This window comes from Bacillus sp. FSL M8-0077, assembly GCF_038050255.1.
Lineage (GTDB): Bacteria > Bacillota > Bacilli > Bacillales > Bacillaceae > Bacillus > Bacillus altitudinis.
In genome coordinates this window covers 1,675,714-1,688,607 of the sequence record NZ_JBBPAF010000001.1, presented here as the reverse complement: position 1 = coordinate 1,688,607, position 12,894 = coordinate 1,675,714, and the positions used below count along the sequence as shown (strand labels likewise).

General features: G+C 42.0%; 13 protein-coding genes. All 13 read right to left on the bottom strand.

Annotated features, from left to right (window positions below; translation table 11 throughout):
- The 13 genes from pyrH to flhA all read right to left on the bottom strand — a co-directional run bounded on the left by pyrH (position 1) and on the right by flhA (position 12,867).
- The gene (gene pyrH / locus NST57_RS08680) at positions 1 to 723 is read right to left on the bottom strand and encodes a UMP kinase (RefSeq protein WP_008344767.1); all 723 of its coding nucleotides are present in this window, start codon (positions 721 to 723) and stop codon (positions 1 to 3) included.
- 134 nt (positions 724 to 857) lie between these two features.
- Positions 858 to 1,739 carry a translation elongation factor Ts gene (gene tsf, locus NST57_RS08675; protein WP_007499558.1) on the bottom strand — a complete coding sequence of 294 codons (882 nt, stop codon included), beginning with the start codon at positions 1,737 to 1,739 and terminating at the stop codon, positions 858 to 860.
- Positions 1,740 to 1,830: 91 nt separating this feature from the next.
- A complete protein-coding gene (rpsB, locus tag NST57_RS08670) occupies positions 1,831 to 2,565 on the bottom strand; it encodes a 30S ribosomal protein S2 (protein ID WP_007499561.1) in 735 nt (244 codons plus the stop codon).
- A 155-nt stretch (positions 2,566 to 2,720) separates the two neighbouring features.
- The gene (locus tag NST57_RS08665) at positions 2,721 to 3,260 is read right to left on the bottom strand and encodes a Swarming motility protein SwrB (RefSeq protein ID WP_142155053.1); all 540 of its coding nucleotides are present in this window, start codon (positions 3,258 to 3,260) and stop codon (positions 2,721 to 2,723) included.
- A 21-nt stretch (positions 3,261 to 3,281) separates the two neighbouring features.
- On the bottom strand, positions 3,282 to 4,049 hold the full coding sequence (locus NST57_RS08660) for a FliA/WhiG family RNA polymerase sigma factor (protein ID WP_007499565.1): 768 nt from the start codon (positions 4,047 to 4,049) through the stop codon (positions 3,282 to 3,284).
- A gap of 24 nt (positions 4,050 to 4,073) precedes the next feature.
- A complete protein-coding gene (locus NST57_RS08655; RefSeq protein WP_007499566.1) occupies positions 4,074 to 4,574 on the bottom strand; it encodes a chemotaxis protein CheD in 501 nt (166 codons plus the stop codon).
- Positions 4,574 to 5,200 carry a chemotaxis protein CheC gene (locus tag NST57_RS08650; RefSeq protein WP_007499567.1) on the bottom strand — a complete coding sequence of 209 codons (627 nt, stop codon included), beginning with the start codon at positions 5,198 to 5,200 and terminating at the stop codon, positions 4,574 to 4,576. The genes NST57_RS08655 and NST57_RS08650 overlap by 1 nt, the downstream gene beginning before the upstream one ends.
- Before the next feature lie 12 nt (positions 5,201 to 5,212).
- Positions 5,213 to 5,674: a chemotaxis protein CheW gene (locus NST57_RS08645; RefSeq protein ID WP_008344771.1), complete on the bottom strand. Its 462-nt coding sequence runs from the start codon at positions 5,672 to 5,674 to the stop codon at positions 5,213 to 5,215.
- Positions 5,675 to 5,698: 24 nt separating this feature from the next.
- The gene (locus NST57_RS08640) at positions 5,699 to 7,729 is read right to left on the bottom strand and encodes a chemotaxis protein CheA (protein ID WP_341298396.1); all 2,031 of its coding nucleotides are present in this window, start codon (positions 7,727 to 7,729) and stop codon (positions 5,699 to 5,701) included.
- Between the two features lie 5 nt (positions 7,730 to 7,734).
- Positions 7,735 to 8,817: a chemotaxis-specific protein-glutamate methyltransferase CheB gene (locus tag NST57_RS08635; protein WP_142155051.1), complete on the bottom strand. Its 1,083-nt coding sequence runs from the start codon at positions 8,815 to 8,817 to the stop codon at positions 7,735 to 7,737.
- Positions 8,814 to 9,719: a P-loop NTPase gene (locus tag NST57_RS08630; protein WP_142155050.1), complete on the bottom strand. Its 906-nt coding sequence runs from the start codon at positions 9,717 to 9,719 to the stop codon at positions 8,814 to 8,816. The genes NST57_RS08635 and NST57_RS08630 overlap by 4 nt, the downstream gene beginning before the upstream one ends.
- The gene (flhF, locus tag NST57_RS08625; protein WP_341298395.1) at positions 9,716 to 10,834 is read right to left on the bottom strand and encodes a flagellar biosynthesis protein FlhF; all 1,119 of its coding nucleotides are present in this window, start codon (positions 10,832 to 10,834) and stop codon (positions 9,716 to 9,718) included. Before flhF ends, NST57_RS08630 begins: the two co-directional genes overlap by 4 nt.
- A complete protein-coding gene (flhA, locus tag NST57_RS08620) occupies positions 10,834 to 12,867 on the bottom strand; it encodes a flagellar biosynthesis protein FlhA (RefSeq protein ID WP_142155048.1) in 2,034 nt (677 codons plus the stop codon). Before flhA ends, flhF begins: the two co-directional genes overlap by 1 nt.
- Between the last annotated feature and the right edge of the window lie 27 nt (positions 12,868 to 12,894).

Here is a 12,894-nt window from a genome sequence, read left to right as displayed (position 1 = left end):
TTATTTCCCCCTCACGATCGTTCCGATTGATTCGCCATTGACGGCACGTTTAATATTTCCTTCTTCCATAATAGAGAAGACGATTAATGGAATGTCATTGTCCATACATAATGAGGACGCAGTAGAATCCATTACAGCAAGCCCTTCTTTTAGTACATCAAGATATGAAAGCTTATCATATTTTACTGCATCCGCATCTGTACGAGGATCAGCACTGTAGACACCGTCTACATTGTTTTTCGCCATTAAAATGACATCTGCTTCAATTTCAGCTGCACGAAGTGCTGCTGTTGTATCAGTAGAGAAATAAGGGTTACCAGTACCTGCAGCAAAAATCACGACACGTTTCTTCTCAAGGTGACGGATCGCTTTTCTTCTTATGTATGGCTCTGCAACCTGTCTCATTTCGATAGAGGTTTGTACTCTAGACTGAATGCCAAGCGTTTCTAGGCTGTCTTGTAATGCCAATGAATTCATCACTGTTGCAAGCATCCCCATATAGTCTGCTGTTGCCCGGTCCATTCCTAAGTCACTGCCTGTCTTACCACGCCAAAGGTTTCCTCCGCCTACAACGACTGCAACTTCAACATCAAGTTCTGCAATTTCTTTTACTTGCTTTGCAATTGATTGAATGACAGTTGGGTTAATTCCATTTCCAGCATCACCAGCTAGTGCTTCTCCACTTAGCTTCAGTACAATGCGATTATATTTCGGTTTGCTCATGATAACCTCCAAGTGTAAACTATACCGTCTCTTATTATGCGTAAGAAACCGTCTTTTGTAAATCAATATCCTCTAAAAAATAGGGAACACAGTGCTTGTGCTCCCTAAAAAAGCCCCAGAGAGCTTTTCAAACATTATTTTTTCACTTGGCTCATGACTTCTTCAGCAAAGTTGTCTTGACGCTTTTCGATACCTTCGCCCACTTCATAGCGAACATAAGTTTGAACAGTTGCGTTTTTCGCACCTACAACTTGTTTCACTTTTTCATCTGGGTTTTTAACGAATGCTTGGTCAAGTAAGCAAATTTCTTCGAAGAATTTGTTTAGACGGCCTTCTACCATTTTAGCAACGATATTTTCAGGCTTTCCTTCTTGAAGCGCTTGTTGTGTTAATACTTCACGCTCACGGTTTGCTTCTTCTTCAGACACTTGGTCACGAGAAATGTATTTAGGGTTTACAGCAGCAACGTGCATTGCGATGTCTCTCGCAAGCTCTTCATCAGTTGTTCCGTTAAGAACCGCTAATACACCGATGCGTCCGCCCATGTGTAAGTAAGAACCGAATGCAGCGTTATCTTCTTTTGTGATGACTGAGAAACGGCGCAGCGTAATTTTTTCTCCGATTTTCGCAATTGCAGAAGTAATATGTTCTTCAACTGTTGAACCATTTTCCATTTTAGAAGCATGTGCTTCTTCAATTGTTGCAGGTTTCGCAGCAAGTAAATGATCAGCAAGTTCGTTAAGAAGATTTTGGAATCCTTCGTTTTTAGCAACGAAATCAGTCTCAGAGTTCACTTCTAGGATCACGCCAGTGTTGCCGTCAGTTTTAATAAGAGTTAATCCTTCTGCCGCAATACGGTCTGCTTTTTTCGCAGCTTTTGCGATTCCTTTTTCTCTTAGAAGATCGATTGCTTTATCGATGTCACCATCAGTTTCTGTTAACGCTTTTTTACAGTCCATCATACCTGCACCAGTTTTTTGACGCAGTTCTTTTACTAATTGAGCAGTAATTGCCATTTTACATTTCCTCCTTCTATGTTAAAACACGGATTACTAGGTGAAAAAAAGGTGATAAAAGGCAGTTCCCTCTTATCACCTTTTGAATAGGTTACGCAGTTGTTGTTTCAGTTTCTGTCGTTTCTTCTACAACAGCTTCTTCTTCGCCTTGTTTAGACTCAAGAATCGCATCTGCCATTTTAGCAGTTAGAAGTTTTACAGCACGGATTGCATCATCGTTTGCAGGGATCACAACATCAATTTCGTCTGGATCACAGTTTGTGTCAACGATACCGATAATTGGGATATTCAATTTACGAGCTTCTGCAACTGCAATACGCTCTTTACGAGGGTCGATAATGAAAAGTGCATCTGGAAGACCCTTCATGTCTTTGATTCCGCCTAGGAATTTTTCAAGACGTTCTAATTCTTTTTTCAGTTGAACGACTTCTTTCTTAGGAAGAACTTCGAACGTACCGTTTTCTTGCATTTTTTCAATATCTTTTAAACGTTTGATACGTTTTTGGATTGTTTCAAAGTTTGTTAACGTTCCGCCAAGCCAGCGTTGGTTTACATAGAACATACCAGAACGGATTGCTTCTTCTTTCACTGAATCTTGTGCTTGTTTTTTCGTACCAACGAAAAGGATTTTTCCTCCGTCAGCAGCAAGGTTTTTCGTGAAGTTGTAAGCTTCCTCTACTTTTTTCACCGTTTTTTGAAGATCGATGATGTAGATACCGTTACGCTCTGTAAAGATGTAACGCTTCATTTTTGGGTTCCAACGGCGTGTTTGGTGACCGAAGTGAACACCAGCTTCTAGCAATTGTTTCATAGAAATAACTGACATGTTGTTGCCTCCTAATATAATGGTTTTTTTTCCTCCGCTTAAGTCATGTTCACATAAAACTGCGCCACGGCAGCACCTTCATACGAATCATTAAGCGTGTGTATTTAACACCAAGAAATAATATAACACATGATGGACTGACAATCAAGAATCCTTTACAGCTTTCCGCTAAATTTTAATAAAAGCTCGATTTCTGTCTTGCCCGTTTTTAACTCTTTCGCTATTTCTTCTAATGATAGCCCTTGATCATATAAGGCCTTTACTTGATTCTCGAATGTTTCTTCTATTTCACTTTCAGAAGGCGCAGAAGCTTCTGTTTCGAGACTTGAAACGGGTTCGTTTACCTTCTCTTCCTGCACCTCAACTTCGCTAAGGAGAGCCGACAGGTGCTCTGGAACTGGATCTTCACTTTCTACCGATTGCTGGGATTCAATTGGTGGTTGTGGCTGCTTTGGTGTCTGAAGATCCGATTCCAGCTCTTCAGCAGAAAAATCAGGGGAAGTGGCTGCTGCTTTTGATAGTTTTTCATTCTCTTCTTTAACTTCCATCAAAAATGCAGCCAGGGTATTTTCCGTTTCTTCTAAAAGCTCTCGCTGCTTTTGTTCTGTTGCCTTCAGCGAATTCATTCTCGTGTATAAAATGATCACAAAATAAATAAGTGCAGCATGAAGCAGAAAGCTAATCAGCCATAGCATATTTTTTCACTCACTAACTCTTTAAGATTGAATGGCTTTATCAAGCAGATGCTTAAGCTTGAACAATGCCTTTGAATGAATTTGCGAAATGCGGGAGGTCGATAAATTAAGCACTTGACCAATTTCCGTTAACGTCAATTCCTCTTTATAGAAAAGACTAATCACAAGCTTTTCTTTTTCGGAAAGCTCTGTCATTTTTTCGGCAAGCTGTTCAATTAATTCATCTTTCAGCATTTTCTCTTCAGGTGTCACAGTCTTTTCGTCGCGAATCATGACTTGAACGTTTTCTCCGTCTTCTTGATCATGCAGCTTCTCATCAATCGAGAGCAAATTCGCAAAGAACCCTTCATTCATCGTTGTGACCACATCTTGTTCACTCATGCCGAGTTCTTCAGCAACCTCTGTTGGTGTCACATTTCGCAAATATCGCTGTTCAAGCTTTTCAATTGCCGCTTCTACTTTTTTTGTTTTTTCTCTTGATGTACGAGGCAGCCAGTCCTCTTTACGAAGACCGTCGATGATGGCCCCGCGAATTCTGAAGGATGCATATGTATCAAACTTCAGATCTCTTCCGGGGTCAAATTTTTCAAGGGCATCATATAAACCGAGCATCCCTAGACTGATCAAGTCTTCTTTGTGCACTGACTTCGGGAGACCGATGGAAATTCTTCCAACATGATATGTGACGAGCGGCATATAGCGGCGCATAAGATCATCTCCAGCAGCTGGGTCCTTCCACTCTTTCCATCTAGCCCATAGCGCCTGATCTTCGTAATTTAAGGATTGCATCTTTCTCCCCCTATACTTCCTTAGTTATATCTTCATAATGCCTTGTTTCACAGTGCGGATCTCAAGTTCTGTTGTAAGCGGATCGAATTCAATCGTGCGTCCGTTGTTCCCGCCCGTATCCTCACTAATGATCGGGATATGATGAAGAGACAGATGTTCTTTCACAGCTGATACATTTCTAGGCCCAATTCTCATCAGATCATTGGTTGACTTAAATTTAAACATTTCCGCGCCGCCAGCAAGCTTCGCTTTTAGCGCATGTTTACGCGCTCCTTCTTTTAAGAGCAGATCAATTGTGTGCTTGACACCTGTATCTGCATACTTAGCCAAGTTCTCTACCGCTCCTTTTGAAAGAGAGGAGTCTGGAAGCATGACATGGACAAGTCCTGCCAGTTTTTTTTCTTGGTCAAAAAGGACAAGTCCTACGCAAGAACCGAGACCGGATGTCCGAATACGGTCCGGTGTTTTCACAAGCTGAACATCCGCTATACCAACCTTTACAACTGCCGGAATCTGCACGTTCATTATAGGTTACCTAATGCTTTGAACAGTTTTTCAAACGATTCAAAGTCTGGTAATAGAAACATATTTCCTTTCAGCTCTTGCTGATTTTGATCATCAAAAATAGATGTATCAATCACAATTGCCTGATCGCCGAGAGGACTAAACTGCATTAATCCTTCACTAATGACAGCCCCGAACATGTCGAGCGTGACATCTGGAACACTTGGATGAAGCTGCAGTTTTGTTAAATCGGCAAGTGCTGATAAATAAGAGCCTGCTAAAATATTTCCTAGCTCATGAAGCGCTGATGTTCCTAGCATGTGTTCATGAATCGTATCAATATCAAATGCTGGGTCCTGAACAAGCTCTCTTACAAATTGTTCAGCTTGTTCAAACGGCATAATGAAAAAGATTGAACCGGTAAGATCACCCTCCATTCGCAAAAAGATACTGGCAACTGGAAGGTCTGCTCCACCAAAGAAATCCATTAAATCTTCAAACGAGAGAACTTTGACAAAAGGAACAGCCATATCAATTTTGCGATTCAATAGGCTGGCAAGAGCAGACGCTGCATGGCCTGCTCCGATATTCCCAACCTCGCTTAATATATCTAGCTGTTCATCTTTAATTTCATTGAAAATGCTCATTTCACATCCCCCTTAATGAACAGGTGCATCTTGCACGCTCTTGTCGAGGACCGCACCAGCATGAATGATATTGAATAGACGCTGATCATGCTTAATAATCCCTGTCACCCATGACAGTCCTTCTTTTTCAGCTGAATCAGTAGAAGATTCTACCTCTTCCTGATGGACAGTAATGACATCATTTGCTTCATCAACAATCCAGCCGACTTCAATGTCACCAACTTGTACAATAATCATTCTTGTTTCGTCCGTAATCTCGTTGTCAGTTGATCCAAGTCTCACTCTAAGGTCAATGACAGGTGTCACGACACCCCGTAGATTAATGACACCGCATATATAAGGGGCAACGCCAGGAACTCTCGTCGGCTGCTGCCATTTTTCAATGGACTTTACTTCTGATACTGAAATGGCGTATTCTTTTTTGTTTACGATAAACACAATCATCTTTTCGCCAGTTTTGATATCTGTACTCATTTCAGACCGCTCCTCTATTGTTTTTTACTTGATCAGTGCATTACAGTCAACGATGAGTGCAACCTGACCGTCACCTAAGATTGTTGCGCCTGATATCGCAAATACGTTTGGTAGGTAATCTCCAAGTGATTTCAATACAACCTCTTGCTGACCTATAAACGAATCGACCACAAATGCTGTTAGCTTGTCTCCTTTACGGACAACAATAATGTGCAGTTCTTCTTCTAAATCATTCGCATTTGGTACGTTGAACTGTTTCTTCAAGTACACAACCGGTACAATAAATCCGCGGAAATCAATGACTTCACGATCATGCGTTTGAAGGATGTCACTCTTCTTAATGACAGCCGTTTCTATAATAGAAGAAATCGGAATAGCAAATGTTTCTTCCTCTAGTTTCACAAGAAGTACGGAAATGATCGATAATGTGAGTGGAAGCTGAATTGAGAACAGTGAGCCTTGACCTTCTGTTGAGTTAATACTCACAGAACCACCTAATGATTCCAGCTTGTTTTTCACAACGTCAAGACCTACACCTCGGCCCGAGATATCAGAAATCGTATCAGCTGTAGAGAACCCTGCTGCAAAGATCAATGAATCAATTTGGTGATCTTCAAGCGTTTCCGCTTCTCTTTCCGAAATAACCCCACGCTCTAATGCTTTTTCAAGGACCTTTTTACGGTTAATCCCGCCGCCATCATCTTCTACTTCAATGAAGACATGGTTTCCGCTATGATACGCTTTTAATAGAACGGTTCCTTTTTCCGGTTTGCCTTTTTTCACACGTTCTTCTGGTGATTCAATCCCGTGATCGAGACTGTTTCTAAGTAAGTGTAAGAGCGGGTCGCCAATTTCATCAATCACTGTTCGATCAAGCTCTGTCTCAGCACCTTCAATGATCAGTTCAATTTTCTTATTGAGCTCTTTCGTCAATTGACGAATCATACGTGGGAATCTGTTAAACACCGTTTCTACAGGCACCATTCTCATGTTCAAGATGATCGATTGCAGGTCTCCAGAAATACGGGACATTCTTTCCACTGTATCCGTGAGTTCGTTGTTTTCAAGTTCTTTGGCAATCTGTTCTAAACGTCCTCTATCAATGACAAGCTCTTCAAACAGGTTCATAAGTGAATCTAGACGATCGATGTTGACACGGATCGTTTTCGTTCCGCCGGCAGCTGCACCGTTATTGCCATTTGCTTTTGGCGCATCGTTTGCTGGCGCTTTAATAGCAGGCGCCGCTGCGGCTTCTTCATTTTTCTGCTCAGGTTTCTCTGCTTTTGTTTCAGCCGGAGCCGCTTCTTCAAAGGCAGAGACTTCGGAAATCTCCACTTGTTCAACCTCTGAGATCGCTGTCACGATTTTTTTCACTTCTTCCATCGGCTGTTTCGATAAGTAAGAAATGCTGAATTCAGATTCAAAATCTTCTGATTCTAAAAGTTCTGCATTCGGAACCGTTTTGACAACTTCTCCTGCTTCGTTCAGTCTTTCAAAAATCATATAGACACGAACGGCTTTTAATAAGCATGCGTCACTTAATGTCACGTTCAGCTCATAACATTTAAAGCCTTGTTCTCTCGCTTCATCAAGAACTGTTCGTTCAAATTCGTTATAATCTAGGTCGCTTGCAGCTGATGATGCTTCAGCAGTCTCAACGGCAGATGCTGTTTCTGCATGACTTCCTGTCACATCTAGTTTTTTACTAATCTCTGTGACATCACGTTTTCCATCCCCGCCCTCTGCAATCGATTGAACCATTGCTTCCAGGTGATCAAGTGCTTCAAACATCGTATCCATTGATTCAGGAGTGACAATCATTTGTTCGTTTCTGATGGCATCAAACATGTTTTCTAAATGATGTGTTAATTGAGCCATATCATCAAAGCCCATCGTTGCACTCATGCCTTTCAGTGTATGAGCGGCTCTGAATATATCATTCACTAGCTGCAAGTCTGTTGGGTTCTTTTCTAATTCAAGAAGTTTTTCATTACAAGTTTGTAAGTGTTCTCTGCTTTCATCTAAAAAGATATCTAAGTATTGGTTTACATCCAACGTGTTCACGCCCTCTCTTTTTTCATGGAGCTTATAATTGCATGTGCGATGTCATCCACATGCCTTGTTTCATGTGCAAGGCCTGCTTTAATGACTGATTTAGGCATTCCGAAAACAACACATGATTCTTCTTTTTCTGCAATGACTTTTGTATGACCGCTTGCGACCATTTTTTTGACACCTTCTGTGCCGTCACTACCCATCCCTGTCATAATGACAGCGATTTTCTCGTAGCCTTTTATGTTGCTGATGGATTCAAATAAATAGTTAACAGAAGGTTTGTGACGGCTGTCAGTGTCTTCTGGGGACAGCCTGATCACTAAAGCTGCCCCTTGTTCATGAAGTGACATATTCAATCCACCAGGAGCTATGTAAGCCACTCCATTTTTAGCGATGTCTCCATCTTGAGCTTCTTTGATCGTAATTTGTGATAAATGATCTAATCTAGTAGCCAGCGATGCCGTAAATCCGGCCGGCATATGCTGCACAATCAAAATCGGCGCCTCTATGTCTTTTGGCAGCTTCGTGACGACTCGTTGAAGCGCCCTAGGCCCTCCCGTAGAAGTTCCGATTGTAATAATCTTTCGGAGCGATGAGCCGCTTCTTACTTCTTGCAGGCGGGGAGCGGCCGCTGGAATTGGACTTGGCGGCTTCATGAACGGCTTAGGAGAAACTTGTTTCTCAGTACGTTTTCTAGACAGGCCTGCCGCAAGTACCCGCTCTACAATTTGACCTCTTACTTTGTGTAAATCGAGCGAAATACTTCCTGAAGGCTTTGTCACAAAGTCAAAAGCACCGAGTTCTAAGCAATGGATGGTTAATTCCTTCCCTTGCTTCGTCTGGCTTGACACCATAATCACAGCAAGGTCGTGTTCAGCCAGAATTTGTTTTAATGCTTCTGTTCCGTTTAGAACAGGCATTTCCACATCAAGTGTGACAACATCTGGATTCAATTCCTTAATCCGCTTTAAGGCATCTTCTCCATTTCGCGCCGTTCCGACGACTTCAATTTCTTGCTCGGCACTTAGGAAATCACTGATGAGTTTTCTCATAAAAGCCGAGTCATCTACTACAAGCACTCTAATCATGAGTCCACCTTCCTCCTTTTAAAAAAAGAGGACAACTTATCTATAAACGTATGCTGCTCTCTCTGTGCCTCTCTTATCTGCTGATGATAAAGTGTTTCAGCCAGCATTTTAATGGTTTTACTTAGCCTTGAATGAGGCTGCTTCATATAAAATGGCATTTGTTCAATGACTGCTTTAGGAACAGCAGGATCATCAGGTACCGCCCCAGCAAACACAAGCTTTCGGTGTAGAAATGACGTCACCACTCCCGCTAATTTCCGGTACGTTTCAGATCCTTCCGAAGGGGTTTTACACCGATTGACAATGATTTGAACAGACTGTTCAAACTGATGAATGGCTAAGTGCTTAATTGCGCTGTAGGCATCCATGATGGATGTTGGTTCTGGCGTTGTCACGACGACCACTTCTCCTGCCGATAAGACAAAGGGGAGTTGATCTTTTGACAAGCCTGCACCCATATCAAAGAATATACAATCAAAGTCATTCAATATTTTCCCCATCTCTTCTAAAAAGAACGACCATTGATCTTTGTCTAAAGAAAACAGCTGTTCAAGCCCGCTTCCGCCAGAAATGTAATACAGATTGTCCGTTCCTTTTGTCATAGCCGCTTGGAAGGATTTTTTTCTAACAAGCACGTCTAATATAGAGCTGGTCGATGTTTTCCCTAGTAAAATATCAATATTCCCCATGCCAAAGTCGAGATCAATAATGAGCACTTGTTTGCCTGTATTTGCGATAGACAGTGCCATATTCAGCGTCAAATTCGATTTACCTACCCCGCCTTTACCGCTCATGACAGCAATGGTTTTCGCCTGTCCATTCGCATGAAGAGAGTTCGGCACAATCATTTGATTCTGCTGAACAAGCTTTCTTAAACCTTCGGCTTGGTCAGGCTTCATCATTGTAAGACCATCCTTGTCAAATCAAGGGGAGAACTCTCAAGAATATCCTCAGGCACATTTTGGCCATTTGTTAAAAAACCGAGCCCAATTTGAGATTCTGCAATGATTTGAAAGATCGTTCCCATCGTGTCTGTTTCATCAACTTTTGTGAAAATAAATTGATCGATTGGAACAGGCTCAAAACGTTTGACCATAGCTCTCATATCCTGATACTTCGACGTTGCACTCATGACAAGAAAACTTTGAATGCTTTCATCAAATGGAATGATATCTGTCAGTTCTTTAATATACGCCTCTTCTTTAAAGTTACGGCCTGCTGTATCAATGAAAATATGATCATAGTCTTTAAAGGTCTGCTGTGCTTTCACAAAGTCCTCTCTTGAATAACAAACCTCAAGAGGTGCATTCAGCAGTTCAGCATATGTTTTTAGTTGTTCAATCGCTGCAATCCGGTACGTATCTGTTGTGATAAAAGCAATTTTCTTTTGCTGCTGAATAGCCGTTTTCGCAGCAAGCTTTGCAATCGTTGTCGTTTTACCAGCACCAGTTGAACCAAACAGCACAATGTATTTCGAACGAATCATCGGCTCATCAGAAGTGTGAGCCGGCAGCATCCCTGTGAGCAGTTTTTCAAGTTCTTTTTCAATCTGCTCTTCTTTCACAGCACCCTTTGTTAAAAGACCCTTTAAGCATTCATCTCGAATCTCATCATCAAGACCTTGATCTTTTAGCTTTTGATCAACCTTGATGAGAGAATCCGGCAAGATCCCAGCATGTCGCTCGTTTCTTGCATATTCTAAAGGCTGAGAATGAGAAGGCGCTGCTTTGATTGCTTGAGCGGCAGCCGGCAGCTCTTGCGTAAGATGTTGAATCTGCTCCTTTTTCGGTAACACCGGGATAGGCGCTGCTGCTGGATGTAATCCTTTCCCCGCTCTTTCTTCAAAATCTTGATCCAGCACTGCAATCACTTCAACCATTTGCTGTTTCTTTAAACCGAACAGCTTTCGTTTGACAACGGTTTTCGAATTTAATATGACGGCATCCTTCCCAAGCTGCTGCCTGATTTGAATCGTTGCCTCCTGCATAGAATTCGCTGTGATTTTTTTCATTTTCATTAGATATCCACCACTCCGATGCTCTGTACTTCCACATTTGCTTCTAGTTCGTTATAAGATAGTACCGGTAAATCTGGGAAATATCTTTCTAACAACTGTTTGACGTACATTCTTATAGGAGGTGAGCATAATAGAACCGGCGTTTCCTGACGAAGCGAAAGCTGTTCAATTTCTCTCGCCACTGATTGAATCACACTCTCAGAGGATTCTGGATCTAACGATAAGTAGTTTCCATGCTCTGTTTGCTGCACGCTGTCTGCAATCACCTTTTCGACTCGGCCTGAGCATGTTACGACTTTCAATGATTCATTTTCTCTTGCATATTGTGCAGTAATCTGTCTTGCAAGTGCCTGTCTAACATACTCTGTTAGCAAGTCTGTATCAGTCGTTAATTTTCCGTAGTCTGCAAGGGTCTCAAAGATGGTCACAAGGTTTCGAATAGAGACCTTTTCTTTCAGAAGCTTTGCAAGTACTTTTTGGATATCCCCGACTGCTAGCGGATTCGGTGTTACCTCATCTACTAGAACAGGATAACTTTCTTTCAGATGATCGATTAATTGCTTCGTTTCTTGGCGTCCAAGCAGTTCGTGGGTGTTTTGTCTAATCTTCTCTGTGATGTGGGTAGACACAACAGATGCTGGATCGACCACTGTATACCCAAGCATTTCAGCCTGATCTTTTTCTGCTTCTGATATCCATTTTGCCGGCAAACCAAAGGATGGTTCGATTGTTTCAATTCCTTCAATCGGATCATCATCAGGCGTTGGAGACATTGCTAAGTAATGATCAAGCAGCAGCTCTCCTTTTGCCACTTCGTTCCCTTTTATTTTGAGTCTGTATTCATTCGGGTTCAGCGCAATGTTGTCTCGAATACGGACAACTGGAATGACAAGACCTAATTCAAGAGCAAGCTGCCTTCTGATCATGACAATTCGGTCTAGGAGGTCTCCGCCTTGATTGGCATCTGCAAGCGGGATCAACCCGTAGCCAAATTCAAATTCAATGGCATCCATTTGCAGGAGATGAATGACGCTTTCTGGACTTTTCATCTCTTCTACCTCTGCTTGCTCTTCCAGTACTTCTTCGATCTCTTCTTGATCCTGTTTGTTTTTCGACATCAAGTATGCACCGAGTGCAAGCAAACCTGCGATCGGCCCTGTCAAAAGTATGCCAATCGGCGTAAACAATCCAAGCAGGAAGATCGTGCCTGCTGTGACGTAAAGCATGGCAGGGAAGGCAAAGAGCTGATCCGTAATGTCTGAACCAAGGTTTCCGTTAGAAGCCGCTCTTGTGACAACAATCCCTGTCGCTGTTGAGATGAGAAGTGCAGGGATTTGCGACACAATTCCGTCCCCCACTGTTAAAAGAGTAAAGTGGGAAGCTGATTCTTGAATCGACATTCCTTGCTGAATCATCCCAATAATAATTCCAAAGATAATATTGATAATAACGATGATAATACCTGCGATGGCATCCCCTTTAACGAACTTACTTGCACCATCCATTGCACCATAAAAGTCTGCTTCTCTGGCTACTTTTTCACGGCGGTTTCTAGCTTCACTTTCTGTCAACATTCCTGCATTCAAATCTGCGTCAATACTCATTTGTTTACCTGGCATCGCGTCGAGTGTAAATCTGGCCGCAACCTCTGATACACGCTCTGCCCCTTTGGTGATGACAACAAACTGAATGATGATCAGAATAAGGAAGACAACCAGACCAACGAGTATATTGCCCCCAACAACAAATGATCCAAACGTTTCTACAACCTTACCAGCATCTCCAGTTGATAAAATAGAACGTGTTGTAGAGATGTTAAGCCCTAATCGAAACAGTGTTAAGAGCAAAAGTAACGATGGAAAAATGGAAAATTGCAGTGGTTCTTGCATGTTCATTGTGGTGAGAAGCACGATAAGCGCAAGAGAAATATTAATAATGATTAAGATACTTAATAGGACGGGCGGAAACGGTATGACCAGCATCGCCACGATTAAAATAACACTGAATAAAACAGATAAATCTCTTGCTGACATGCCTGTTCTCTCCTTTTAAAACCAAAA

Excerpts from the sequence above, each read along its gene's own strand:
- pyrH (WP_008344767.1), bottom strand. The coding sequence starts at position 723 with ATGAGCAAACCGAAATATAATCGCATTGTACTGAAGCTAAGTGGAGAA.
- tsf (WP_007499558.1), bottom strand. The coding sequence starts at position 1,739 with ATGGCAATTACTGCTCAATTAGTAAAAGAACTGCGTCAAAAAACTGGT.
- rpsB (WP_007499561.1), bottom strand. The coding sequence starts at position 2,565 with ATGTCAGTTATTTCTATGAAACAATTGCTAGAAGCTGGTGTTCACTTC.
- NST57_RS08665 (WP_142155053.1), bottom strand. The coding sequence starts at position 3,260 with ATGCTATGGCTGATTAGCTTTCTGCTTCATGCTGCACTTATTTATTTT.
- NST57_RS08660 (WP_007499565.1), bottom strand. The coding sequence starts at position 4,049 with ATGCAATCCTTAAATTACGAAGATCAGGCGCTATGGGCTAGATGGAAA.
- NST57_RS08655 (WP_007499566.1), bottom strand. The coding sequence starts at position 4,574 with ATGAACGTGCAGATTCCGGCAGTTGTAAAGGTTGGTATAGCGGATGTT.
- NST57_RS08650 (WP_007499567.1), bottom strand. The coding sequence starts at position 5,200 with ATGAGCATTTTCAATGAAATTAAAGATGAACAGCTAGATATATTAAGC.
- NST57_RS08645 (WP_008344771.1), bottom strand. The coding sequence starts at position 5,674 with ATGAGTACAGATATCAAAACTGGCGAAAAGATGATTGTGTTTATCGTA.
- NST57_RS08635 (WP_142155051.1), bottom strand. The coding sequence starts at position 8,817 with ATGATTAGAGTGCTTGTAGTAGATGACTCGGCTTTTATGAGAAAACTC.
- NST57_RS08630 (WP_142155050.1), bottom strand. The coding sequence starts at position 9,719 with ATGATGAAGCCTGACCAAGCCGAAGGTTTAAGAAAGCTTGTTCAGCAG.
- flhF (WP_341298395.1), bottom strand. The coding sequence starts at position 10,834 with ATGAAAATGAAAAAAATCACAGCGAATTCTATGCAGGAGGCAACGATT.
- flhA (WP_142155048.1), bottom strand. The coding sequence starts at position 12,867 with ATGTCAGCAAGAGATTTATCTGTTTTATTCAGTGTTATTTTAATCGTG.